Origin of the sequence: Lentilitoribacter sp. EG35 (assembly GCF_040784015.1) — a bacterium.
In the GTDB taxonomy this organism is placed as follows: domain Bacteria; phylum Pseudomonadota; class Alphaproteobacteria; order Rhizobiales; family Rhizobiaceae; genus Lentilitoribacter.
In genome coordinates this window covers 146,722-171,919 of the sequence record NZ_JBFNGQ010000009.1, presented here as the reverse complement: position 1 = coordinate 171,919, position 25,198 = coordinate 146,722, and the positions used below count along the sequence as shown (strand labels likewise).

The 25,198-nt window shown below is 43.9% G+C and carries 25 protein-coding genes and 2 pseudogenes; 12 read left to right on the top strand and 15 right to left on the bottom strand.

Annotated elements, in window-relative coordinates:
• Window positions 1–36 precede the first annotated feature (36 nt).
• On the top strand, window positions 37–915 hold the full coding sequence (locus AB2J24_RS15640; protein ID WP_367386134.1) for an SAM-dependent methyltransferase: 879 nt from the start codon (window positions 37–39) through the stop codon (window positions 913–915).
• 11 nt (window positions 916–926) lie between these two features.
• On the opposite strand, the gene AB2J24_RS15635 is transcribed toward AB2J24_RS15640, so the two are convergent.
• The 6 genes from AB2J24_RS15635 to AB2J24_RS15610 form a co-directional block, all read right to left on the bottom strand.
• A complete protein-coding gene (locus tag AB2J24_RS15635; RefSeq protein WP_367386133.1) occupies window positions 927–1,112 on the bottom strand; it encodes a Flp family type IVb pilin in 186 nt (61 codons plus the stop codon).
• 16 nt (window positions 1,113–1,128) lie between these two features.
• A complete protein-coding gene (locus AB2J24_RS15630; RefSeq protein WP_367386132.1) occupies window positions 1,129–1,491 on the bottom strand; it encodes a hypothetical protein in 363 nt (120 codons plus the stop codon).
• Between the two features lie 115 nt (window positions 1,492–1,606).
• Entirely contained in the window at window positions 1,607–2,017 is a 411-nt protein-coding gene (gene mutT, locus AB2J24_RS15625; RefSeq protein ID WP_367386131.1) for an 8-oxo-dGTP diphosphatase MutT, read from the bottom strand.
• Entirely contained in the window at window positions 2,017–2,781 is a 765-nt protein-coding gene (locus AB2J24_RS15620; RefSeq protein WP_162654787.1) for a GNAT family N-acetyltransferase, read from the bottom strand. Before AB2J24_RS15620 ends, mutT begins: the two co-directional genes overlap by 1 nt.
• Before the next feature lie 15 nt (window positions 2,782–2,796).
• Entirely contained in the window at window positions 2,797–4,020 is a 1,224-nt protein-coding gene (gene argJ / locus AB2J24_RS15615) for a bifunctional glutamate N-acetyltransferase/amino-acid acetyltransferase ArgJ (RefSeq protein WP_162654786.1), read from the bottom strand.
• Between the two features lie 11 nt (window positions 4,021–4,031).
• Window positions 4,032–4,877: a peptidylprolyl isomerase gene (locus AB2J24_RS15610; RefSeq protein ID WP_367386130.1), complete on the bottom strand. Its 846-nt coding sequence runs from the start codon at window positions 4,875–4,877 to the stop codon at window positions 4,032–4,034.
• Between the two features lie 217 nt (window positions 4,878–5,094).
• Between AB2J24_RS15610 and secA the strand changes: the two are divergent.
• The 5 genes and pseudogenes from secA to AB2J24_RS15590 form a co-directional block, all read left to right on the top strand.
• A pseudogene (secA, locus tag AB2J24_RS15605) lies at window positions 5,095–7,630 on the top strand (preprotein translocase subunit SecA); the annotation flags it as partial.
• A 65-nt stretch (window positions 7,631–7,695) separates the two neighbouring features.
• A pseudogene (locus AB2J24_RS19895) lies at window positions 7,696–7,827 on the top strand (SEC-C metal-binding domain-containing protein); the annotation flags it as partial.
• Window positions 7,828–7,954: 127 nt separating this feature from the next.
• Complete coding sequence (locus AB2J24_RS15600) at window positions 7,955–9,364, top strand: lipopolysaccharide biosynthesis protein (protein WP_420883664.1); 1,410 nt, start codon at window positions 7,955–7,957, stop codon at window positions 9,362–9,364.
• Complete coding sequence (locus AB2J24_RS15595; RefSeq protein WP_367386127.1) at window positions 9,361–10,629, top strand: GNAT family N-acetyltransferase; 1,269 nt, start codon at window positions 9,361–9,363, stop codon at window positions 10,627–10,629. The genes AB2J24_RS15600 and AB2J24_RS15595 overlap by 4 nt, the downstream gene beginning before the upstream one ends.
• 71 nt (window positions 10,630–10,700) lie before the next feature.
• The gene (locus tag AB2J24_RS15590) at window positions 10,701–11,498 is read left to right on the top strand and encodes a lysophospholipid acyltransferase family protein (protein WP_367386126.1); all 798 of its coding nucleotides are present in this window, start codon (window positions 10,701–10,703) and stop codon (window positions 11,496–11,498) included.
• On the opposite strand, the gene AB2J24_RS15585 is transcribed toward AB2J24_RS15590, so the two are convergent.
• A complete protein-coding gene (locus AB2J24_RS15585) occupies window positions 11,488–12,006 on the bottom strand; it encodes a gamma-glutamylcyclotransferase (RefSeq protein ID WP_367386125.1) in 519 nt (172 codons plus the stop codon). The two genes, AB2J24_RS15590 and AB2J24_RS15585, sit on opposite strands and share 11 nt — an antisense overlap.
• Before the next feature lie 70 nt (window positions 12,007–12,076).
• Between AB2J24_RS15585 and AB2J24_RS15580 the strand changes: the two genes are divergently transcribed.
• Complete coding sequence (locus AB2J24_RS15580) at window positions 12,077–13,093, top strand: DUF2125 domain-containing protein (RefSeq protein WP_162654780.1); 1,017 nt, start codon at window positions 12,077–12,079, stop codon at window positions 13,091–13,093.
• Here the strand turns inward: AB2J24_RS15580 and AB2J24_RS15575 are convergent.
• Both AB2J24_RS15575 and hisC read right to left on the bottom strand, forming a co-directional pair.
• A complete protein-coding gene (locus AB2J24_RS15575; protein WP_162654779.1) occupies window positions 13,061–14,032 on the bottom strand; it encodes a prephenate/arogenate dehydrogenase family protein in 972 nt (323 codons plus the stop codon). The genes AB2J24_RS15580 and AB2J24_RS15575 overlap by 33 nt on opposite strands.
• Window positions 14,032–15,135 carry a histidinol-phosphate transaminase gene (gene hisC, locus AB2J24_RS15570; RefSeq protein WP_367386124.1) on the bottom strand — a complete coding sequence of 368 codons (1,104 nt, stop codon included), beginning with the start codon at window positions 15,133–15,135 and terminating at the stop codon, window positions 14,032–14,034. The genes AB2J24_RS15575 and hisC overlap by 1 nt, the downstream gene beginning before the upstream one ends.
• Window positions 15,136–15,342: 207 nt before the next feature.
• Between hisC and metX the strand changes: the two genes are divergently transcribed.
• The gene (gene metX / locus AB2J24_RS15565; RefSeq protein WP_367386123.1) at window positions 15,343–16,512 is read left to right on the top strand and encodes a homoserine O-acetyltransferase MetX; all 1,170 of its coding nucleotides are present in this window, start codon (window positions 15,343–15,345) and stop codon (window positions 16,510–16,512) included.
• Complete coding sequence (gene metW, locus AB2J24_RS15560; RefSeq protein ID WP_367386122.1) at window positions 16,513–17,133, top strand: methionine biosynthesis protein MetW; 621 nt, start codon at window positions 16,513–16,515, stop codon at window positions 17,131–17,133.
• A gap of 2 nt (window positions 17,134–17,135) precedes the next feature.
• Here metW and AB2J24_RS15555 read toward each other — a convergent pair whose 3' ends face one another.
• Window positions 17,136–17,888 carry a class I SAM-dependent methyltransferase gene (locus AB2J24_RS15555; RefSeq protein ID WP_367386121.1) on the bottom strand — a complete coding sequence of 251 codons (753 nt, stop codon included), beginning with the start codon at window positions 17,886–17,888 and terminating at the stop codon, window positions 17,136–17,138.
• A gap of 52 nt (window positions 17,889–17,940) precedes the next feature.
• Between AB2J24_RS15555 and AB2J24_RS15550 the strand changes: the two genes are divergently transcribed.
• Entirely contained in the window at window positions 17,941–18,384 is a 444-nt protein-coding gene (locus AB2J24_RS15550) for a cupin domain-containing protein (protein WP_367386120.1), read from the top strand.
• 6 nt (window positions 18,385–18,390) lie between these two features.
• On the opposite strand, the gene AB2J24_RS15545 is transcribed toward AB2J24_RS15550, so the two are convergent.
• Complete coding sequence (locus AB2J24_RS15545; RefSeq protein ID WP_162654773.1) at window positions 18,391–19,191, bottom strand: DUF3108 domain-containing protein; 801 nt, start codon at window positions 19,189–19,191, stop codon at window positions 18,391–18,393.
• A 254-nt stretch (window positions 19,192–19,445) separates the two neighbouring features.
• Between AB2J24_RS15545 and rpmB the strand changes: the two genes are divergently transcribed.
• Both rpmB and AB2J24_RS15535 read left to right on the top strand, forming a co-directional pair.
• Window positions 19,446–19,739, top strand: coding sequence for a 50S ribosomal protein L28 (gene rpmB, locus AB2J24_RS15540; protein ID WP_162654772.1), 294 nt, complete (start codon window positions 19,446–19,448; stop codon window positions 19,737–19,739).
• 84 nt (window positions 19,740–19,823) lie between these two features.
• Window positions 19,824–20,459, top strand: coding sequence for a queuosine precursor transporter (locus AB2J24_RS15535; protein ID WP_367386119.1), 636 nt, complete (start codon window positions 19,824–19,826; stop codon window positions 20,457–20,459).
• Between the two features lie 4 nt (window positions 20,460–20,463).
• Here the strand turns inward: AB2J24_RS15535 and AB2J24_RS15530 are convergent, their stop codons facing one another.
• The 4 genes from AB2J24_RS15530 to AB2J24_RS15515 are packed head-to-tail and all read right to left on the bottom strand — an operon-like array spanning window position 20,464 to window position 25,041.
• Window positions 20,464–21,462, bottom strand: a complete 999-nt coding sequence (locus AB2J24_RS15530; protein WP_367386118.1) for an esterase-like activity of phytase family protein — start codon at window positions 21,460–21,462, stop codon at window positions 20,464–20,466.
• Window positions 21,463–23,370, bottom strand: coding sequence for a cobaltochelatase subunit CobT (cobT, locus tag AB2J24_RS15525; protein WP_367386117.1), 1,908 nt, complete (start codon window positions 23,368–23,370; stop codon window positions 21,463–21,465).
• Window positions 23,371–23,382: 12 nt separating this feature from the next.
• Window positions 23,383–24,369, bottom strand: coding sequence for a cobaltochelatase subunit CobS (cobS, locus tag AB2J24_RS15520; protein ID WP_367386116.1), 987 nt, complete (start codon window positions 24,367–24,369; stop codon window positions 23,383–23,385).
• Between the two features lie 39 nt (window positions 24,370–24,408).
• Window positions 24,409–25,041, bottom strand: a complete 633-nt coding sequence (locus tag AB2J24_RS15515) for a J domain-containing protein (protein WP_162654908.1) — start codon at window positions 25,039–25,041, stop codon at window positions 24,409–24,411.
• Window positions 25,042–25,198 lie beyond the last annotated feature (157 nt).

Genomic DNA, 25,198 nt, shown 5'->3' with positions numbered 1-25,198 from the left:
AGGATATAATTTCATTTTAAGAAGCCTAAGTCAGCCATGAAACTCATTATTGATCATGAAACCCTTCTGAAAAGAAGAATACGCGCCGAAAAAGCTAGCGTAAAAGGTGCAGATTTTTTGCTAAAATATGTAAATCAGGAATTAGATGAACGGCTTTCGGTAATTGAAAGAAAATTTAAAACGGCAATACAGCTGCACGGTTATACTGGTGATCTAGCGGATCGCATACGCCAACGTGGTCAGGCAGATCATTTTCAACTCATCGATTGGTATCAGCAAAACCACGATGACGCTACATTAGTTACAAGTTTGGAAAAATTTCCAGACTTATCATCAAAAGCCGATCTCATTGTATCACCGCTTTCGCTGCACCTAACCAACGATACGCCCGGCATGTTCATGCAAATAAACAAAGCATTGTCCCCTGATGGTTTATTTTCTGGAGCCGTGCTGGGAGCTGGCACATTGCAAGAACTAAGAGAGTGCCTTTTGGTTGCAGAAACTGAATTATTTGGCGGTGCAAGCGCCCGCGTTCTACCATTTGCAAATATAAGAGATTTTGGCGGGCTTCTTCAAAGAGCAGGCTTTACCCTTCCCGTCATTGATAGCGAAGGCCTGACAGTACGATATGACAGTCTCTTTGCTTTGATGAAAGATTTAAGAGCTATGGGAATGACAAATTCATTAACCGACCGTTCAAAAAAAACTACCTCAAGAACTTTGTTTAAGCGGGCAAATGAAATCTACCTTGAGCGATTTTCCGATCATGATGGCCGCATACGCGCGAGTTTTAACATCATCTATCTAAACGGATGGAAGGCACATGACAGCCAGCAAAAGCCTTTAAAGCCAGGCTCAGCAAAACAACGCTTAGCCGATGCTCTTAATGTGGATGAGATTAAAGTTCAAAAGTAGCAGAGCTAACTTTATTCTTCTTTCTTGTTGGCTTCAGTTATAGTATCGGCGTGCCCCTGTAGAATATTACCTAATGTACCGCCCATTTGAGTTGCACCCGCAATAACCGATATTGAAATTAAGCCCCCTATAAGAGCATATTCAACGACTGTTGCGCCACGCTCATTATTTCGAAATCTTCTTAAAAGATTGATCATCTTGTTCACCGCTTTCTTACTCGCAACCATCTGTCTTCAAACCGTTATCATAAATAATGCAGGTTTCGTTCGACGTTTGCGTGATTGAACGCCGGATAGTATAAACATTCGAACCAGAGCCTTGATTATTAAGGCTCTTTGGGAAAGCCTGAATGACCTTAGATCTCGAGACGTTACCACCCCCAACTGAACTCGTTATTAGATTATCGTAGGCATCATTCTTGGATGAAGTATCACCTGCTACTATCGGCGTAACAACAAGTGCTAGTGCGACAGCGCCGCAAGCAAATAATACCGAGATACGTAGCGCACTGGTACCACTACTTTTCGTCTCAAAAACATCATCACCTGATGAGGTCCAAAGCTCTTCATTTGCCATTACACTAATCCACTTATACGAGTTACAAAACAAGGATTGCATAATGTGATAAACGTTAACTTAACAAAAGCGCATTGTTTTCTGCTAATATCAATGGCTAGAAATAGTTATGTGATTAAAGGTAATCGAGCAAATGTGATATAAGAGGCTCATCCGCTGGGGGCATATCGTAGTCTCTCAGCTGTTTAGCACGCACCCATTTTAATGCCTGACCTTCCCTCGGCTGAGGTGTTCCCCAAAACCGGCGGCATATAAATAATGGCATTAATAGATGAAATGCGTCATAGGAATGTGACGCAAATGTTAGGGGAGCTAGGCAGCTTTCTTTAGTTTCAATACCCAATTCTTCTTCTAGCTCACGAATAAGAGCACCTTCTGGCGTCTCACCATTTTCAATTTTGCCGCCAGGAAATTCCCACAAGCCAGCCATAGATTTCCCCACCGGACGCTGGGCAATTAATATGCGGTTGTCCGCATCAACCAACGCGCAAGCAACCACGCAGACAATTTTAGTTTCATCTGGCATTACAATGCATGATCCGGTTGTTTGCGATAACTGTATCGATAGATCTCTTTAAAACCAATTTGATCATAAAGTGCGCGCGCGGGCGCATTCGCTTTTTCAACCTGCAGCCAAACTCGTTTCGAACCATTATAGCGAGCCCACAAAATCGCTGACTTTAAAATTGCGCGCGCGTGCCCCGCACGCTGACATTGTTTGCTTGTTCCAACATCCAAGAGGCCCGCATATTCATCATCGTGCACACAAAGTGCAGATGATACCACGCCGCCTTCTTCATCTTTTAACAGAAAAAATCCTGTCTTCGGTTTAATCGAAGTAACAATCTCTGTGAGGCCAGCTTTAAAATCACGATCCCTCTCTCGGATTTTAACGGCAGCGTCGACATAAAGGCCTACATCCTGAACTGGCACCATATCAACCGCATCATCAAGGTTAATTGCATCTATATCCACCATTAACACGATAGATTCATCAAACCTTACCCAACCACGCGCATCAAGAAAACTATCCAATTGCGGAGGCGCCAGCGGTGATTGGCGAAAAACAAGTGGTCGATTATAGGATTCGAACCTTCGTGTTGCTCGCTCAATGCGCTCTTCGATCTGATGATGATCTGATGGATCAAGCGGGTTAACCGAGTTCAATCGCTTGGACGGATGGCCTGCTGTTTGCCTTATCAACCAGCTGCCATCATAAAATGTTGATGCAGCTGGCCACGCACGAAAAGCTAGTGCTTCTAGTCGCCTAACAATTGCATGTTTCAACATATCAACGCCACACTGTTAAGATCGATAATCGCCATTAATTGCCACATATTCTTTTGTTAAATCACACGTCCAAACCTTGGCTTGACCAGAACCAATCCCAAGATCAACTTTAAGATAAATTTCATCACCCTTCATTTGAAGTGATGCTTCATCTTCAGAATAATCGGGATCACGTTCGCCAGCAACAGCAACGCGAACATCACCAAACCAAATTGCGATTCTATCACGATCAGCTTCTTCACCCGCTTTGCCAACAGCCATAACGACACGGCCCCAATTGGCATCTTCACCCGCGATTGCAGTTTTTACCAATGGTGAATTTGCAATGGATAATCCAACGACCTTTGCCGATTGGTCCGATGACGCACCAGTAACATGTATTTCCACATGTTTGGTCGCACCTTCTCCATCACGAACAATTTGCATCGACAGATCATGCATAAGTGCTCGAAGAGCCTGGGAGAAAGATTCCAGAGCCGTATCATCTACACGCTCAACTTTATCGCCCTTTGCACCCGTGGCGAATAAAAGCACTGTATCAGAAGTGGATGTGTCGCTATCCACTGTTATGGCATTAAAACTTGTATCAACATGAATGGACAAAAGGCTTTGCAAAACATCTGATGGAATATTTGCATCTGTCACAATAAAGGAAAGCATAGTTGCCATATCAGGCATAATCATGCCCGAGCCTTTGGCAATGCCATTTATAGTAACTGGTTCGCCATTTATACTCGTCGTGATAGTGGCAACTTTAGGATAGGTATCAGTCGTCATAATAGCCTTGGCAGCACTAAGCCAATTATCTTCTATGCCCCCTGCCACGAGTTCATCCATCACACCAGCAAATTTTCCAGCATCAAGCGGTTCGCCAATAACACCTGTTGATGCAAGATAGATCTCATCCTCGGTACATCCAATCGCGTTTGCAGCCATTTGTGCCGTATCACGTGTCGCGTCAGCACCCTTAACGCCTGTAAAAGCGTTAGCATTACCTGAGTTAACAACAAGCGCCTTCGCTACACCCTTGGAAAGGTTCCTCTGGCAAAAATCAACGGGAGCACTCGCACATTTTGACTTGGTAAATACGCCAGCAACCGATGCTGGAGTGTCAAATGTCATCAACAAAACATCATCGCGGCCAGAATATTTAATTCCAGCCTCAATGGTTTGCATTTTAACACCAGCAATTGGCGGCAACTCCGCAAATTTTTTGGGCGCTAAGGGTGATACTTTCATTTAGTCAGGCCCTACTTTGGAGCATTTTGTTCGTAGGCAGTTTTCAAACCTTCATCCAAAATCTCAATTTCAACCTCCGCACGGGCAGTTTTTACAAGTTCAAGATAACGCTCACGCAGCAATACTTGACGCATATTATCACTTACTTCTTCAAATTTAGGGAATGGGCGATCACGTTTTTCTTCTAGTTTGATAACATGAAAACCAAATTGTGTTTTAACAGGCTCCTTTGTATAAGCACCAGCCTCAAGTGCAAAAGCTGCCGTTTCAAATTCAGGAACCATTTGTCCTGATCCAAAGAAACCGAGATCACCACCATTGGGGCCACTTGGACCTGTGGATTTTTCCTTCGCAAGCTCCACGAAATCAGTGCCGTCATCCAACTGTTTGATAACGGCTTTCGCTTCCTCTAATGTTTTGACAAGAATGTGACGCGCTCGAACTTCAACTTCTGGAGTTGCAGCCGCAAGCTCTTTATCAAAGCGAGCTTTTGCATCTTCTTCGGTAACTGATGTAATAACCTTCTTTTGAAAATACGCATTGTGCAATGTTCGTTCTCTTAGAAGCTGCATACGTTTTTTGAAGTCATCACCATCTGCAAATTTCTCAGCTTCGGCCTTCTTTGCCAATGATTTTACATCAATAATTGCCGACAAAACCGCAAGACGCTTCTGTTCACCTTGTAGCTGCGCAAATGATTGATCAAGTGTTTGAAACAGATCAAAGTCACTTTGTTTAATTTCAACACCATCAATTTTAGCAATCAATGCATCACTATCTTGTGCATTTGAAGTGAGTGGTGAGAGTGTTAAAGCAACTGCTGTTGCAACACCTGCAGCGAATTTTAAATAACTCATTGAATATCCCTTTTTATAAAAGCACGGCAGCTGATAAGCCTGATCCTGTTGACATCGCTTAAACTCACTCTTATCTGTCAGGCAAAGCGGCGTATTATTTCATTCTTTTACGTACGCTTAAACGAAATAACAACCGTTTTACGGCATGAAAGTTCAAGTATCCGCCTCGCGTCAAAAATCGAGCAAGTGAGGCAGCAAACCAGAAAGGACCATTTCCATGGTCAGCTTCGGCGCAATCGCACAAAAAATCTTCGGCTCCTCAAATGAGCGCCGCATTCGCGGCTATAAACCAAAAGTCGATGCCATCAATGCAATGGAAGCAGAAATTGCAGCCCTTTCCGATGATGAACTGAAAGCACAAACCGATAAGTTGAGGGCTGAATTGGCAGGCGGTAAGTCAGTCGATGATATTTTGGTGCCTGCATTTGCAACGGTACGTGAAGCGTCAAAGCGCGTTTTAGGTTTACGACCTTTTGACGTGCAACTAATTGGTGGCATGATTTTGCATGAAAATGCAATTTCTGAGATGAAAACAGGTGAAGGTAAAACTCTCGTAGCAACGCTACCAACCTATCTCAATGCCCTTTCAGGCAAAGGCGTTCACGTCGTCACAGTAAACGATTATCTTGCAACACGCGATTCTGAATGGATGGGCAAACTCTTTAGTTTTCTTGGTATGACAACAGCAACCATCGTTCATGGACTTGAAGATGACGAACGCCGTGCTGCATACGCATGTGATGTCACATATGGCACAAATAACGAACTTGGCTTTGATTATCTGCGCGATAATATGAAATATGAACGTTCACAAATGGTGCAGCGCGGACATCATTTTGCAATTGTTGATGAGGTTGATTCAATTCTTATCGATGAAGCAAGAACACCGCTAGTAATCTCTGGGCCACTTGAAGACAAGTCCGACCTTTACACCAGCGTTGATACATTTATCCCTCTATTGGATGACAGCGATTACGAGCTTGATGAAAAGCAACGCTCAGCCAACTTTACTGAAGAAGGTACGGAGAAGCTGGAAAAACTTCTCACAGAAGCAGACCTGTTAAAAGGTGAATCACTTTATGATGTCGAAAATGTTTCTATCGTACATCACATCAATAATGCCTTACGTGCGCATAAATTGTTTACACGTGACAAAGATTATATCGTTCGCAACGGTGAAATTGTTATTATTGATGAATTTACTGGTCGAATGATGCCAGGTCGTCGTTATGGCGAAGGTCAACACCAAGCGCTCGAAGCAAAGGAAAAGGTTACTATTCAACCAGAAAATCAAACTCTGGCCTCAGTAACCTTCCAAAACTACTTCCGCATGTACGACAAACTTGGTGGTATGACAGGCACAGCTTCAACGGAAGCAGAAGAATTTGCCAATATTTATGGCCTTGGCGTGGTTGAAGTTCCAACCAATGTTCCAATCTCCCGTATTGACGACGACGACGAAGTTTACCGCACTGTCGAAGAAAAATATCAGGCTATTATCAAAGAGATCAAAGCCGCTTCCGATAAAAAACAACCAGTTCTTGTTGGTACAACTTCGATTGAAAAATCTGAGCAACTAGCTGAATTATTAAAAAATGCAGGTGTCGAAGGGTTTAATGTCCTCAACGCTCGCTACCACGAACAGGAAGCTGCTATCGTCTCACAAGCTGGTGTACCGGGGGCTGTAACCATTGCGACCAACATGGCTGGTCGCGGGACAGATATTCAGCTTGGTGGCAATCTTGATATGCGAGTTGCACTTGAGCTTGGTGAAATGAAAGAAGGTCCGGAACGAACAAAAAAAGAAGCCGAGATCAAGGCTGACGTCGAAAAACTCAAAAAAGAAGCGCTCGATGCTGGCGGTTTGTTTGTTCTGGCTACAGAGCGTCACGAAAGTCGCCGTATCGATAACCAGTTGCGCGGTCGTTCAGGCCGTCAGGGCGATCCGGGTCGTTCAATCTTCTTCTTATCTTTGCAAGATGATCTTATGCGCATATTCGGTTCCGAACGTATGGATGGTATGCTGCAAAAGCTTGGTCTCGAAGAAGGTGAAGCAATTGTTCACCCATGGATCAATAAAGCACTTGAACGCGCTCAGAAAAAAGTCGAAGCGCGCAACTTTGATGTTCGGAAAAATTTGCTGAAATTTGATGATGTCATGAATGATCAACGAACGGTTATTTTTGAACAGCGTCTAGAACTTATGGATGCTGAAGATATTTCAGAAACTGTCGCTGAAATGCGCCAGGATGTTATTGATGATCTCATCAGCCAACATATTCCAGAAAATGCATATCCTGCTCAATGGTCAACGGCTCAACTTAGAGAAGACATCCAAACTTATCTCAATGTCGATGTTCCAGTTGATGAGTGGGCAGAAGAAGAAGGTATTGCCGAAGATAACATCCATGAGCGACTAACCGAAATTGTCGAAAATATTGCTAAAGAAAAAGCAGAACGCTTCGGACCTGAAATTAACACATATGTTCAAAAATCTGTTGTTCTTCAAACACTTGATCAGTTATGGCGAGAGCATCTCGTCAACCTTGAATCACTCCGTTCTGTCGTAGGATTACGAGGCTATGCACAACGCGATCCATTGCAAGAATATAAATCGGAAGGCTTTGAGCTTTTCCAGGCATTGCTCGCAAATCTACGTCAGGTTGTTACATCTCAGCTTATGCGCGTAGAATTAGCCCAACAAGCAGAAGAACCTGCTCCACAGCCCCCAGAGGTTATGGAAGCAAGTCATGCAAGCGCTGGCGACAGCGAAGCTGACGGAGCGTCATTTCAAACGCAAACCATGTCTAACCAAATTGTAGCTCCAGAAGATCGTGACCCGAATGACCAAACAACTTGGGGCAAAGTTGGTAGAAATGAAGCTTGTCCTTGTGGCAGTGGTAAGAAATACAAACATTGCCATGGCTCGTTTGCACCTGAAAACATTTGAGTAAAACATTGACTTCGCTTTAATCAATACACTTTGTTAACGCTGTTTCACTACAATTTGCACAAACTTTAAATGCAAATATGTGGTGAGTGTGTCAGACGTAATTTTGTCAGTATTGCAAAGACTTATGCCCAATCGACTTAGTCGGTTGGCTCTGCCGAAGCTTGCTCAGATTTTTGCAATTCTGGAAAACACAGACGGTACAAGAAATGCGGAACGTACAGCATTACTTGCTTTTGCTATTCGTATCCTCTCGGCAGCCGTTGCATTTTTGTCTCAAATTATTCTTGCCAGAAGCATGGGAGGTTTCGAATACGGAATTTTCGTATTCATCTGGGTGTTTGTCATTATTGCCGGAAATCTATCCTGCCTTGGCCTTCATACAACGGTTATTAAGTTCCTACCCCAATATGAAACAACAGGTCAAAACTCTCACATTCGGGGCCTAACGTTTATATCTCGTGTTTTTGCAATCATCATCGCTTCCATCTTCGCATTAATCGGTGTTGGTGCTGTTTTCTTTTTCGAAAACTCCATCCCAGACTATTATCTCGTTCCTATTATTTTAGGTGGATGCGCCATTCCCATGATCGCATTAGGCGACGTATTGGATGGAACATCCCGCGCGAACAATTGGCCAATTGTAGCGCTAAGTCCAACTTTTATAATTCGTCCAGGCCTCATTATTCTATTTGTGCTGGGGGCAATTTTGATAGGGTATGAAGCAAATGCAAGACTTGCGCTGCTGTGCGCACTCGCATCAACATACATAACAACATTTGCGCAATTCATAACCGTAACTTACAAGTTAGGAAACCGTTTTCAAAAAGGTCATTATGAATGGGAGATCAAACAATGGGTTGGCGTTTCTATACCCATTTTTTTTATCGAGGGTTTCTACTATCTTTTAACAAATGCGGATGTGATCATTGTAGGGTTTTTCTTATCTCCTGAACGCGTTGCAATTTATTTTGCCGCTGCAAAAACAATGGCATTGGTTCACTTTATATATTTTGCAGTAAAAGCTGGTGCCGCCCCACGCTTCTCAGCATTGTATGCATCTGGCGACATGGGTGCACTTAATAAATTTGTAAAACAAACAGCCCGTTGGACATTTTTCCCAACAATTGCCATGGGCGCATTTGTTATAGTATTTGGCCAATTTATATTGTCCATGTTTGGTGAAAGTTTTATAGAAGGCTACACCGTTATGGCAATCCTGCTCATTGGCATCCTTGCAAAGGCCTGCATTGGTCCTGGCGAAGTGCTACTATTTATGGCAGGCCATCAAAAAATCTGCACGATTATCTATGCAGTCACTCTAAGTGCCAATCTTAGCTTAAACTTTGCTCTAATCCCGCTGTTTGGGATAATGGGCGCCGCGATGGCTACCGCGGGTGCTATGTTTATCGAAGCAATCTTACTTTTCATCGTGATCTACAAAAAAATGGACATCATGATGTTTGTATTTAGCCCCGCGACAAAACAAAATGTTCCTAACTACACTGTCCAAACTAATAGAAAGTCTACGTCATGATTGATGAGCAAGACATGATGTCAAAAGCAGCCTCTAGCCTGCAAACAACTGCGACGCACAACGAACTGGCTATTGAGCCTGATCGAATGATCCGCATCGGGACAGAGGGACGTGAACTGGCTATCTATCCCGCTCGATCCGGCTATGAGCTAGAGCGAGAATTGGAATTTATCTCCAACAGAGCGCTTGAGCCAAACATCTTTTTCACCAGTGGCTTTCTAGCACCTGCTATGCCGCGCCTCGACAATCGAACCGTCCAATTATGCGTCATGCGAGATGTAAACGCGCAGCGCAGTCGTATACGATTGCTATTACCTTTTTCAGTTGAAAAACCAAACTTGGGTATTGGCGTTCCAATTATGCGGATCTGGTCCAATGAATATGGTCCATTAGGAACCCCGCTTATTGATAGCGAAAATGCTCTTCAAAGCTTGGATGACTTTATGGAAGGCGTATCTCGAGAAGAGATGAAACTTCCAAATGTTTTAGTTTTTCCCGATATTCGTCTAGACAGCTCCTTTGCGCGGATGATGAGCGGTATCGCATTAAGCAAAAATCTGCCACTCGCGATAACAAATAAGTTTGAAAGGCCAATGCTTGAAAGTGAAATTGATTCACCGGACTATATTTCAAGCGCCATCTCCAAACATCATTTACGCGATCTAGAGCGCCAACGACGCCGGCTTGCAGAAATGGGTGAACTGGAATTTGTTATTGCCAGACAGCCCGGTGACATCCGTGTTGCACTTGATGAGTTTTTACATTTGGAAAACAAGGGCTGGAAAGGCCAGAAAAAGACATCTCTTGTTGCAGACCGACACCGTGCAGCATTTGCAAGAGAAGCCGTACAAAACCTCGCTGAGCTAGACCGTGTTCGCATCCACTCGTTGCAGCTTGACGGTAAAGTAATTGCCTCACTTATTGTGTTTGTTATGGGTGGTGAAAGTTACACTTGGAAAACAACATTTGATGAAGATTACTCGACGCTTTCTGTTGGCAAATTACTCATGCAACAGACAACTGAATGGCAACTTGATGACTTCAATACTATTCGAACTGATTCTTGTGCCGTTCCAGACCACCCGATCATGTCACGTTTTTGGAAAGAGCGTTGCGAGATGGGAACAATTATCGTGGGCACCAGCCCCAATAGTGATAAAGACGTTCGCCAAGTTACCAAACAATTGGATATTTACAGAAGCTCTAAGAATTTGGCGAAAAATATACGTGATAAAGTACGCGCGATAGCTAAGAACAAATTCTAAATCATAAAAGGTGCTTTGTGCAGCAATAAAGTTCGTGTAAGCAGTCACAAAACTAATTTGAGATCTTATTCATGCTGTTCATCCGCTCTGCCCTTTTTAATATTGCATTTTACATCAACACGATTGGCCGGTTGATCATCATGCTCCCTTGGCTTTATTTCGGCAGTAAAGAAACAGTACTCGCACAAGCAAAAGCATGGGGCCAATCATCTATAAGGTTGCAGGAGATTATTGCAGGCACCAAAGTCGAAATAGAGGGTTTAGAGAACTTACCCAAAGACAGAGGCTTCATAGTTGCCGCCCAACATCAATCTTTTTGGGATACATTTGCGTTTTTTCAATATATTGACAGTCCCGTTTTCATTTTCAAACAAGAACTACTACGAATACCATTGTTCGGCAGATGCCTTACGAAACTTAAAATGATTTCTGTCGACCGTGGAGCCAAAGGCAAAGCTATGGCAAGCGTTATGGTCGGTGCCAAACGAGAAATAGGTCAAAACGGTCGTCAATTATTTATATTTCCGGAAGGTACCCGCAGCCCAGTGGGTGCACCACTTGACTATAAATTCGGAGCCGCACGCATCTATAGTGGCATTGACGTGCCGCTTGTTCCAATCGCGCTCGTATCTGGTCTGTACTGGCCACGCCATTCATTCTTACGTCAACCAGGTCATTTCAAGGCACGAATATTACCCCCAATCGAACCTGGCCTATCCATTAGAGATGCACTGGAAAAACTGACCAACGTCACACAGGAAGCTTCGGATGAACTGTTGCTGGATGCAGTGGAAAACAATCCAAATCTACCTTTGCCACCGCTTGTAGTGCAAAGACTGGAAGATATTAAATCATCCGCTACGGTTTAAGCCGTCTATCAACGTCTTCAAGCCAGGCATCCCGCAGCTTCATTTCGCGGAGATGCTCTACTGTACTTCGTACATAGTCAACATTATGCCCCGATTGACCTTTTGAAGACTGAACAACATGCGCGGCAGTTTCAGCCGACAAACCGCTTGCATATTGCTTATGTTGCCTGTCAACAATGTAACAGTAAGCAGGTACACGACGCTTGTCATGTAGCTTAAGATTACAAACGCGCTCAATGTAAACATTTGTCACCAGTTCACGCCCATGAAGATATTCCATAACCTCATCATGAATATTGCGAGAAACTTTAAACGCAATTCCACTGCATGATCCCCCGGTATCTAACCCCAAAACCAGACCCGGTTTCTCCGGCGTTCCACGATGAACATGGGAATGAACACATAAAGACCGTCGATAGCCATATAAATGTGCTCTGTGTTGCTCTATAAACTCAAACCCTGGCCGCCACATAAGCGATCCGTAACCGAAGACCCAAAAATCGTCCATATTATATGCCATTGATTCCAATAAGGTGAACATCACACCATGCAATGCACAACATAGGAAAGCAAATCAAGTGATCAATTCTACTAAATCAGCAGGCATGCAACCGCGCACGAAGATATTATGGTTGGGCATTAGCATCGTCTTTGTTGTTGTTGCAGTATATCTAGGTTGGAATTGGACCGCAGATGAAATGAAGGTGCGCGTTAGTGATAAACTCGCTGAGTTTTCATCAGATGGCAAAACAATCACGTGTAACAACTTAGATGTTGAAGGCTTTCCATTCCGGTTGGGACTTCGTTGTTCGCACACAGCATTTGATGACAATAGACGACGGTTTGGATTATCCGCAGGTGCATTACGAACAGCCGCCCAAATATACAAACCTGGCAAAATCATCGCTGAACTTGATGGCCCCATGCTTTTATCTGACAAGAGCAATCAATTAGAAATCAATTGGCAAAACCTAAAAGCAAGCGCCAGTATTGATCTCACAAATATCAATCGCACCTCCGTGGAAGCATCAAACCTTCGCGTGGATTTCAAAAACACAATCTTTAAAGATCTTGGTTCCCTACTAGCTGACGATTTACAAATTCATCTGCGACAGAATGAGAATGATCTTGATGTTGCCGCAAGTGCGGACAAGTTAATCGCTCAAACCAAGGGGACCAAAACAATACTGCCCGCTTCTGAGTTTTTCATGGTTGCAAAGCTTATAGATGGGGCAAACGCATTAGAACATACACGTTCAGGCGAAGATTTTGATATCCGAAGTTCAAATATCAATCTTGAGCACTTCAATTTCATAAGTGAAAACGGTGCGAAAATTTCTGCAGATGGTCCTCTTAATATTTCGGCAAAGGGACTACTAAGTGGAGAATTAAATCTGATCATAAACAACGCGTCGGACTTTCTACAAATCGCGCAAAAGAACTATCCAGAACTTAGCCAAAACATTGCACAGATCAATGCCCTACTCCCGATGTTTCAAAATAGGGCAAATGGCGATATCCAATTCAAACTCACACTCAGAGACGGTTTTGTGCAAGCGGGATTATTCCCGCTCGGTTTTATTCCCGCCATCTGATTGGGAATCTAAGGGTGCATCTGTAGAAAGATGACGTCCAAAATCCGGAACATCAACATCTTGTCCGGCCTCAATAATTGAGCGTCGAACCGCGCGAGTGCGTGAAAATAAATCAAACAATTCGTCACCCTTGCCCCAACGAATTGCCTTCTGTAATGAGGATAAATCTTCAGAAAACCGCGCAAGCATCTCAAGAATAGCATCTTTATTGTGCAAACAAACATCACGCCACATTGTCGGATCTGACGCTGCAAGGCGTGTAAAATCACGAAAACCTGAAGCTGAATACTTAATTACTTCAGAATCCGTGACTGTTTCCATATCACTCGCTGTTCCAACAATATTGTATGAAATCAACTGAGGTAAATGAGAAACAATTGCAAGAACGCGATCATGGTGTTCGTGTTCCATGACATCTATATTAGAGCCGCAAGCACGCCAGAATTGTGAGAGTTTATCTTGCGCATCCGGATCGGTATTTTCAAGCGGGGTTAAGATGCACCAACGCCCTTCAAACAACTCGGAAAATCCAGCATCAGGACCTGAACGCTCGGTACCCGCAATTGGGTGACCTGGTATAAAATGCACGCCATCTGGAATATGAGGAACCATCTGTTCAATAACCGACGTTTTAGTCGATCCAACATCGGTGACGATAGCACCTGGTTTTAAATGAAACGCAATATCTTTCGCAACGGCGCCAGACGCGCCAACCGGCACAGATACAATGATCAAATCCGCATGCCGGACAATATCTGCATAGTCTGTGGAATATTCGTCACCCAAATCAAGCGCACGAGCCTCATCAAGCGTTGTTTGAGAACGCGTCATAATTGCAATTGTTTCGGCAAGTTTCTTTTCTCTTATCACCCTTGCAAGAGATGACCCAATAAGGCCAATACCAATAAGCGCTATTTTATTAAAATGAATATCACCCATTATGATCTACCCATAAAATCTTTCAGCGCGGCAATAACACCTTCATTCGCCTCATCACCTCCAATTGTCATTCGCAATGAATTTGGAAACCCATAACCACCAACAGCGCGCAAGATAAACCCCTTGGATAAAAGATAATCATTTGCCTTTGCGGCAGTATGTACACCATCTTGAGGAAACGTGATCAACACAAAATTGCCAACCGATGGTGTTACATCAAGACCGATTTTCGTCAGGCCCTGTGTCACCTTCTCAAGCCAAATCAGATTGTGATCAATAGCATCTTCAATATGCTTCTTATCGGCCACCGCAGCAGCGCCCGCAGCAATTGCCACAGCATTGACGTTAAATGGCCCGCGTACACGATTAAGCGCATCAATAATTTTCAACGGTGCGTAAATCCAGCCAATCCGCAAGCCAGCAAGACCATAAATCTTGGAAAATGTACGTGTCATAACAACATTTTCATTTGCAGACACCATCTCAATACCCGCTTCAAAGTCATTTTTACGGACATATTCAGCATATGCTGCATCCAAAACAAGAATGACATGTTTTGGCAGTCCATCATGGAGCCGTCGCAATTCACTGCTGGGCAGATAAGTACCTGTCGGATTATTTGGATTTGCTAAAAACACCATCTTGGTTCGGGGTGTTATCGCCGCAAGCACGGCGTCCACATCAACAGTGAGGTTTTTTTCCTTAACGACGACAGGCGTTGCACCGCTTGCAAGGATTTCGATTTTGTAAACAAGAAAACCATGCTCTGAGTAAATTGCTTCATCACCCTGAGAGAGATATGTCCGGCTCAATAAACCAAGAAGCTCATCTGAACCATTGCCACACAAAATATTATCAGCATTTAAACCGTGCACCGATGCGATTGCTTCACGCAGAACCAAAGATGAGCCTTCAGGATATAGTTCCAATTCTTCGAGCGTATTTCTAATCGCTTCTTGCACACGTGGACTTGCTCCAAGCGGTGTTTCGTTTGAAGAAAGTTTATGGATTTTAGTCGCACCTGTTGCTTTGCTCTTGCCAGGCACATAAGCAGCAATTTCCAGAATACTAGAATTCGGTTCAGGGGTTTGTTTGTCCGCCATCACGCTCTCCAACAGTTTAAACAATAAAATCCATATTTTATGGTGTTCGATTATACGCTTATGAGCATATTGTCGAGCAGACAAAAGTTTTCTGATAAGAAAAGATTGACGTGAGTGCCGTCAAATCTTACCTGTATTGTCTCAAATAAAATGAAAATCCTGGCAATTATCAATTTAACTCCAATTTAGCACTGAAAACCTGATTAAATGGCAACGAAAAGCACAACTGCAACAAAAGCAAACTCAGAAGCTTTATTTCCGTCAAGCAAAGTTGCGCATTTTGGCGAAGATAAACCCCTTCAACTTGATGCAGGTGTATCGCTATCGCCATTTCAAATTGCCTACGAAACGCATGGCGAATTGAACGTAGATAAATCAAATGCAATACTGATTTGCCATGCCCTAACGGGCGACCAATATTGCGCAAGTGAGCAACCTGTTACAAAAAAACCAGGTTGGTGGGAAACACTTATTGGCCCGGGAAAACCAATAGACACCGAAAGATATTTTGTTATCTGCTCAAACGTGCTCGGCGGCTGCCTTGGCACAACGGGTCCCGCATCCATTGATGAAAAAACAGGATTACCCTATGGTTTGAATTTCCCGGTTTTAACAATTGCCGATATGGTTCGCGCACAAGCCATGCTTATCGATTATCTGGGTATTGATACCTTGTTCAGCGCCATTGGCGGCTCCATGGGCGGCATGCAGGTTCTGCAGTGGGCATCATCTTACCCATCTCGATTATTCTCAGCTATTCCAATGGCAACAGGTGCAAAACACACTTCGCAAAACATTGCGTTCCATGAAGTTGGCAGACAGGCCATCATGGCTGATCCGAACTGGCATGGCGGTAATTATGCTGCAACAAATGATATTCCCTCAAAAGGATTGGCTGTTGCGCGGATGACTGCTCACATAACTTATCTCTCAGAACCGACGCTTCAACGGAAATTTGGTCGGCAATTGCAAAACCGAGATAATGTGAGCTTTGGTTTTGGCGCAGATTTTCAGATTGAAAGTTACCTGCGCCATCAAGGTTCAAGTTTTGTCGACAGATTTGATGCAAATTCCTATCTCTACATGACACGTGCCATGGATTATTTTGATTTGGCTGCTGACAATGACGGGAAATTGGCAAATGCATTTTCCGGCACCAGCACTCGGTTTTGTCTCATGTCATTTACAAGCGACTGGCTTTTCCCCACATCAGAAAGTCGCGATGTTGTTCATGCATTAAATGCTACAGGTGCATCTGTATCATTTGTCGAGATAGAATCAGACAAGGGGCACGACGCATTTTTACTCAATGAACCTGTTATGATCAGCACTGTCACTGGGTTTTTGAATTCCGCAGCAGAAGCAAGGGGGATTTAAATGACCGAAGCTGAAAAAAGACGTTTTGATCTCACAGTCATTGCCAAACATGTGACACCAAATGCAAAAGTGCTAGATATTGGTTGTGGTGATGGAACGCTTTTGAGCATCTTAAAAGAGCAAAAATCCGTCGACGGACGCGGCATTGAATTATCGCAAAAGGGCGTGAATAATTGCGTCGCACGCGGCTTATCTGTCATTCAAGGTGATGCAGATCGTGATCTTGTGCATTACCCTGACAAAAGCTTTGATTTTGTAATCCTGTCTCAAACCATTCAAGCAACTCATAGTCCAAAAAAGGTCTTGGAAGAGTTATTACGTATCGGCAAATATTGCATCGTCTCCGCACCCAATTTCGGTCATTGGCGCATGCGCATACAATTGCTTCTACAAGGCAGAATGCCCGTTACCAAAAAACTTCCTTATTCGTGGTATGATACGCCCAATATTCACTTCTGTACGCTTTATGACTTTACCCAGCTTTGCCATGATGTGAATGCGAATATTGAGCATGTCACACCCGTGACGGACACAGGACGTGACATGACGAAAACTGTCCCGCATTACCTATGGAATATTTTAGCACAGCAGGCCGTATTCCTGCTCACAGACGAAACCTAAAACTAGTCATTTTCTCTTTTGTTACGACCAAGAGACGACGGTTGTGGGGAAAGTACTGGCACGAAAATACGCCGTGAAGAACGCTCTGCAACGGGAAGTCCCTGATATAACTTCTTTTGAGCTTCCATGACGATCACGCCAGAAAACAGGGGCCAAAACCTCCGCCCAAGCCTTTCCCACATGGGGGAAGCTTGCAGCACTGGTGCGCGATCTGTTGGTGGAAAAAACAATGCTTCTGAACTTCCACGTGGTGTAAAATTAGCAGCTCTGAGAAGTTGGGCGAGTTGTCCTCGTGAATAGGGCTGCCCCGCACCAAATGGCGTATGCTCAAACCGGCACCACACACCTCGTCTATTCGGCACAACCACAATTACACTTCCATTGGGGGATAAAACGCGCCAGATCTCTTTCAACGTTTCCGCTGGATCTTCAGTAAATTCGAGCGAATGCACCATTAATATGCGGTCAATGGAACTGTCCGCCAATGGTAATTCTTCGTCAAAAACCAATGATACTGCACACGGTTCATGCCGTGGCCAAGCTATGGCACCCTGCTTTGCCGGCATAAATGCAATTGTATGCTCCGCATCTGAACGAAATCGATCAAGATATGGCAAGGTATAACCTAGCCCTAAAAGTCGCTCATTGCCACTTGCCGACCATACCGCCGACAACGCCATCGCGATTTTATTTCTCGCGCGGCGTCCAAGTCGTGAGTTGTAAAATTCTCGCAAATCGACAATATCTGTATTCATTCCTTAGATTTAGGATTGAAACTTCAATTTCGCAAGTAGGTTGGACCACCTCATGAACTTAAATAACAATCTTAAACCACGTGACATTATCGATATTTTAGCTATGGAACCCCATCCTGAGGGAGGATGGTACGTTCAGACCTTTAGAGATAGTGATGGAGGGACCAGAGGCCATTCAACAGCAATCTATTATCTACTCGAAGAGGGACAGCGCTCACACTGGCACAGAGTGACCGATGCCGCAGAAATCTGGCTGTGGCACGGTGGTGCACCAATGGAACTCTCAATCTCCAAAGATGGGCGAACTACAAAAGTGTTTCAATTGGGGCTTGATCTAATAAATGGCGAGCGCCCACAAGCAATTGTTGAGGCGAACGAATGGCAAAGCGCCAAGCCACTTGGCAAATGGGCGTTGGTTAGCTGCACAGTAGCGCCAGGATTTGAGTTTGAAAAATTTGAGATGGCAGAACCAAATTGGGCGCCATCTCAGATTTAGTTTCCTTTAAGAACCGATTTCGGTAGCAGACACACGAACATCACCGATTTTTGTTGGAATTTTTGCAAACATTGGAACATGAGCATTCATGTGCTTATTAACCCCAAACCAAACTTCCATACCTTTTGCCTGTTGCAGATATTTGACCGAATCATGATTGGCCCGATAGCCACCTTTAGGCGTAAATGTGACCTGACATTTAACCACACGCCCCCTAAAACCCTTTGTTTTATAACGAGCATGGCCAATGAACTTCAATTTAAGATCAACAAGAGTTTCGCCGTCAAATATCGAAACTGTACGACCGCAAACTGGTGATTTAGGCCCTTTATAAGGCAAAGTTAGGCTCGTAATTGGATCCACCACAGACAGAAGATCAGCATCCTTAAGCTTTACCCAGTCAGAAGGGCGGCTTTTGGGTTCAGGTGAAATTTTACTTTGTGTGACCTTACCATTTTCATTGTAAAGCACATCGAAAGCGCGCTTCTCATCACCTGATGTATAGTTTATTTTATATTGATCAGCACGGAACATATGTGGCGTAACTTTACCAGTAACGGTCGTTTCACCTCGAATTTTTGCTACAATATCGGCTAATGATGACGATTTAATGCTGCCAGATGTTTTGAATGTCTCACCACTAATTTCGGTTTTGAAATTCAGCTTTGCCAGCGTAATTCCATGAATAACAAGCTTATAAGACGAGTTTGCGGTTTTAGCTGCAGCAACACTTGGTAACGCAGCAGTCGTGAATACGCATGAAAGCGCCGTAAAAACGAAAAGGTTCTTTAATTTCATTTTCTTCATTTCTTAAAATCCAAATCGGAAAACTGGCTGGCCGGAAAACCGATTGGAAAGTCCCAACAAAATTGTGATATTGTAAGATTATGTCTATTATTAGTCACATTGTAACATTTCGTCAGTCTGACGCCATCAAATTACTTGACGTTTTCTCAGATTATGACTATGAAACCGCAACTTTCCAAAAGGTCTCTACTGGTTAGGCGCGCAGATCGCGCGATTTTCTACGTGGGAATGGCCTAGTATAAATAGGTGTTATAATGTCTCGTACATGCGAACTAACTGCAAAAGGCGTTCAATCTGGTAACAATGTTAGCCACGCCAACAATAAATCAAAGCGCAAGTTTTTGCCAAATCTTTGCAACGTGACTTTGATGTCAGAAGCTCTAAATCAGCGCTTTCGTATGCGTATTTCTGCTAACGCGCTTCGCTCTGTTGAGCATCGTGGTGGTTTGGATGCATTTTTGGCGAAAGCAAACGACCGTGATTTATCAACACGTGCACGTTTGATCAAAAAGCAACTTTCAAAAAAACTAGCTGAAGCTGCAGCTTAGTCTAGCTTCAAATTCAGTTTCGCTGGGCAGGCTCCTTTAAGGCCTGCCTTTATTTTAACTGGTGGCATCACCCAGGATAAAAAAATGCTAAATGTAAAATCTATTTCTCCGTTTATTTTTTTGATGGCATTCATTGTTGTTGCCTCAAATTATCTCGTCCAATTTCCAGTCAATTACACTATCAGTGATTATAACCTAGCTGATCTTCTGACATGGGGCGCATTTACCTACCCAATAGCCTTTTTGATCACAGATATGACCAATCGGAAATTTGGTACCAAATCTGCTCGTATAGTAGTTGCCGTTGGTTTTCTAATTGCTGTTGGCCTTTCAATCTGGCTTGCGACACCGCGTATCGCTATTGCATCAGGTTCTGCTTTTTTAATTGCTCAACTACTTGATGTTTCAATTTTCAATAGCCTTCGTAAATCAACTTGGTGGCACGCACCGCTTATATCTTCCATCATCGGCTCGATTATCGACACGGTTCTATTCTTTGCTATCGCATTTTCAGCTGGATTTGGTTTCTTAGGATTTGAAGATACATTTGTTCTAGAAAATGCACCACTCTTAGGTCTTTTTGCTATGGAGGCTCCACGTTGGATTTCGTGGGCAATGGGTGACCTTGGTGTGAAACTGATTGTGGGCTTAGTAATGCTAATCCCTTATGGTGCAGCACTACCTTATTTAACTGGTGGCAAAACAACCGCTGCCGCGTAATTTATTATTGCTGTAGAAGCTTAAACTCAAGCATTAGGTTTCGCTGCAGGAACGAATGATTATCGTCTGAAATCAGGGTGATAAAAACCTCACCTTGATCATTCGTCGTTATAGACATTCCCTCCATATTGTCAATCTGATAACCAGAACCAACATCGATTAGTATATCCCCGTCAACTGTCGCGTCTTTTTTGATTGTCGATACATCAATTCGGCGAATACGCATACCTATACCGCGAGCGATGCTAAATCGACGTTCAAGCAGAAGTAGGTCACCATTAGGTAAGAAATCAGCATCTGTGATATTATAGGGTGGGTTTCGTTTCACAAAGAACACACCCGGCTCAGTACCATCAATAATGGCAGCAAATAGATCACCTTCAGTATTCACACTCCGCTCAGAAAACGCAACGATAGCACCTTCTAGCGGGCTATCAACTTGTGATTTCGCAATGGCCTCTAGTCCGCCATTTCTTCTGAATTCTCGTTTCGGTATTTGCACAGGCAAAGACTTAACAGCAGCCGATTGCATTGGGTTTGCTAGCTTGTAGCCTTCAATCCGCGAGTTGCGTTCAAAACTAACATAAATATACTCATCCTTTATAACTAAGCCTTCGGCATCAAGGTTCCACTTCGCGGTTGAATATTTCCCTTCTTCATTAAGCATGGGTGCTATTTCAAACGAAGCTATACCTGACAATCGACCATTATCATCGCGTTTAATGTTACCACCATACCAATGGCCAGTATCCGCTACGCCGATGAAGGTTGAGCGATCAGCGGTTAATCGAATAGCTGACATGGCACCAAGCAAATCATTATCAGAAGACAACTCAAGACCACCAAGAAATTGCAAATGACCAAAGACATCCTCATCTGAACCGACTTTGAAGTTTTCGATCAAACGCGTATTCACGTCGACCTTCACAATATCGGCATTGGCGCAGGGAATAAGACAAAAGAAAAACAAAAGAATGGGTGCCGCTAGTCGCCTCATCCGCATCTAGCTTGCTCTCATAACACGGCCAGAACGACGACCCAAATTAGGTTCTTCCGCAAACAGTTCAGCCAATTGGTCAGTCATAGCACCAGCTAATTCTTCCGCGTCAACAATCGTTACAGCGCGACGATAGTAACGGGTCACATCGTGGCCAATACCGATCGCTAGAAGTTCAACTGGAGACTTTGTTTCAATCTCTTCAATAACACCGCGCAAATGACGCTCTAGATAGTTTCCACTATTCACGGAAAGCGTTGAATCATCCACCGGAGCACCATCAGATATCACCATCATGATACGACGCTGCTCACTACGTGCGAGAAGACGGTTATGAGCCCATATAAGAGCTTCACCATCGATATTTTCTTTAAGTAAGCCTTCACGCATCATTAAACCAAGGTTTCGCCGCGCACGACGCAATGGCACATCACCGGATTTATAAATGATATGGCGGAGATCATTCAAACGACCAGGGTCTGGCTGTTTGCCATCGCCGAGCCATTTTTCACGTGCTTGACCGCCCTTCCAGGCTTTTGTTGTAAAGCCTAGAATTTCAACTTTCACACCGCTGCGCTCAAGTGTTCTCGCAAGAATATCAGCACATGTAGCAGCAACTGTGATGGGGCGCCCGCGCATAGAACCTGAATTATCGATAAGAAGCGTAACCACCGTATCGCGAAATTTCGTATCGCGCTCGCGTTTAAATGACAAAGATTGTGTCGGATCGATAACAATGCGAGGTAAGCGCGCCGTATCCAAATGGCCTTCCTCAAGATCAAAATCCCAGGCACGATTCTGCTGCGCCATTAAGCGACGTTGCAAGCGGTTTGCCAATCGGCTCACAGCACCGGATAAATTTGCCAGCTGTTTGTCAAGAAAACCGCGTAACCGATCAAGTTCTTCTTCATCGCAAAGTTCTTCTGCTTTGATAACTTCATCGAACTCAGGCGTGAAAATGCGATAATCCAGTTTTTCATTGAGTGCTGCAAATGGTATATCAGGTTGTTTGGTTTCGCCCGGTGTTTCTGCTTCCTCATCACCATCGTCAGTGAAGTCATCATCGGAAAGTTCAGCGCCATCCTGTTCGCCTTCATCCATCTGATCATCAGCAGATTCATTATCTTCTGCGGGTGCCGATTCAGAACCTGCATCTTCTTCCATCTCTTCTGATGTTTCTTCTTCGGAGCGAGGCTGCTCTTCTTCGGATGAACTCTCATTATCTTCCGGCGGCGCATCGTCACCTTCATATTCTTCGGCAACATCCATAGAGACGAGCATATCACGCACAACATGCGCAAAATCAGATTGTTCATCCATATTCTCAATAAGTTGATCAAGCTGCCCACCAGCTTTTTCTTCAACCCAATCACGCCAAAGGTCAGCAACGGGACCAGCACTTGCAGGTGGTTTAGCACCAGTTAATCGTTCGCGGACAATAAGTGCCAAAGCTTCTTCAAGCGGCGCACTTTCACGATTTTGGATAGTGGTGTAATTTTGCTTCTCATACCTGTCTTCAAGCATTGCAGTAAGGTTTTTCGCAACACCAGAATATTTTGTTGCGCCGATGGCATCAACCCGCGCCCGCTCAACAGCATCAAAAATTGCCCGTGCATCAGCGCCTTCAGGCGTCATTTTCATATGCACTTTTTCATTATGACAGGCTTGCTTAAGCGCAAGAGAATCCCCAAGCCCCCGAACGATCGATAAATCCTTAAGACTGGGACGCTTTGGCAATTCAGGCAACCGGATCGTGCCTACAGCAGTGCCCGGAGGGTCTTTTGTAAAAATCACCTCAAGCTCTTTATCTCCAGAAAGCGCACGAACGCAGCCAGCAATAGAACGCTTGATTGGCTCAGCGTCTATCTGACCTGGGGGATTATTTTTCCGGTTATCACCGCGACCAGCTGCCATGAGGTGCCTCTACTAACCCGCCGCGCTCATAATGACATGGGCAGAGCTTTCCTTAAGCTCTTCGTTAAATGCACGCTGATAATGCTCAGCAACCAAAGAACGCTCAAGCTCATCACATTTATTAACAAATGTAAGACGGAAAGCAACGGCAAGGTCACCAAAAATCTCAGCATTTTCAGCCCATGTGATCACAGTTCTTGGGCTCATAACAGTCGACAAATCACCAGCGATAAATGATTGGCGTGTCATATCTGCAAGACGGACCATACGAGAGACAGTGTCACGCCCCTCAACACCTTTAAAGGACTTAACCTTCGCCATGATGATATCAACTTCATTGTCATGTGGCAGATAATTCAATGTCGTTACAATTGACCAACGGTCCATCTGTGCTTGGTTAATCTGTTGAGTACCATGATAAAGACCAGTTGTATCACCCAAACCAACAGTGTTGGCTGTAGCAAACAGTCTAAACGCAGGATGCGGATGAATAACGCGGCTCTGATCAAGCAGCGTTAAACGGCCTGATGTTTCCAAAATCCGTTGGATCACAAACATCACATCTGGACGGCCAGCATCATACTCATCAAACACAAGCGCAACATTATTTTGATAGGCCCAAGGCAGGATACCATCTTTAAATTCGGTTACTTGCTGACCATCTTTAACAATAATCGCATCCTTACCTATCAAGTCAATCCGGCTAACATGACTATCAAGATTGATCCGCACACATGGCCAGTTAAGGCGCGCAGCAACTTGTTCAATATGCGTTGATTTACCCGTACCATGATAACCGCTCACCATCACACGGCGATTGTGTGCAAAGCCTGCTAAAATCGCAAGCGTCGTATCCTCATCAAAAATATAATCAGGATCTATCTCAGGCACTTGTCCAGAAGCTTCTGAATATGCAGGAACCTTCATATCAAGATCGATTCCAAACGTATCTCTGACTGATATTTCGATGTCAGGCGTATTTGTTTGTATAGCGCTCATATTCTAATCTCATTTTTAGGAATAATTTTTTAAAATTGTTTAGCAAAAACCAGCCGATTTTAGCATTTGATAGGCTTGGATAACTTCTCTAAAACGTTCTTCAGAACCACGATCGCCACCATTTGCATCAGGATGATGCTTTTTTACCAGTTCTTTATAGCGAGCCTTAATATCATCCGACGACGCGGCAGCCGGGAGCCCTAACGTATCAAAAGCTTTGGTCTCAAGCGCCTTAAGTTTTCTCATTCTCGGTTCTGGCGCTTGACGCTCGGACTGCTCAAAGAAACCAAATGTATCATTCATACGCGCACGCGAGCCTGCACTGCCCGATGGACCAGGATCTTTCAACGGTGTATGCTTGACCTTCTTATTGACACCCATGCCCCATGTCGGGCGATGGCCTGTCAAAGCTTCTTTCTGATACCGAGCAACCTCACCATCAGACAAGCCTTCAAAATAATTGTAACCTTTGTTGTACTGACGAACATGATCGGCACAAAACTTGAAATACTTACCTTCGGCATTGCGACCTACCGGCGCTTTATGCTCGCCTTTTTTCTCGCACCCGTCCCATTGACACTCAGATTGCTCAGCATCCTTCTTGACTGAACCTTTTTTTGTGCCCTTCGGCTTGGTTCTAATCGAATCGAAATATTTGGAATTAAGTTTCATATTTAATTCATCAGCACTTTTTGAAATAGGACCATGCGAAACAAGGTAATCAAAATTCCACATGATCGGGTCACGAAATTGTCTATTACCCAAGGCCATTAAAATATATCTAGACGAATGGCATTTTTCAGGGCAATGACACTAGAAGAGTAATAAG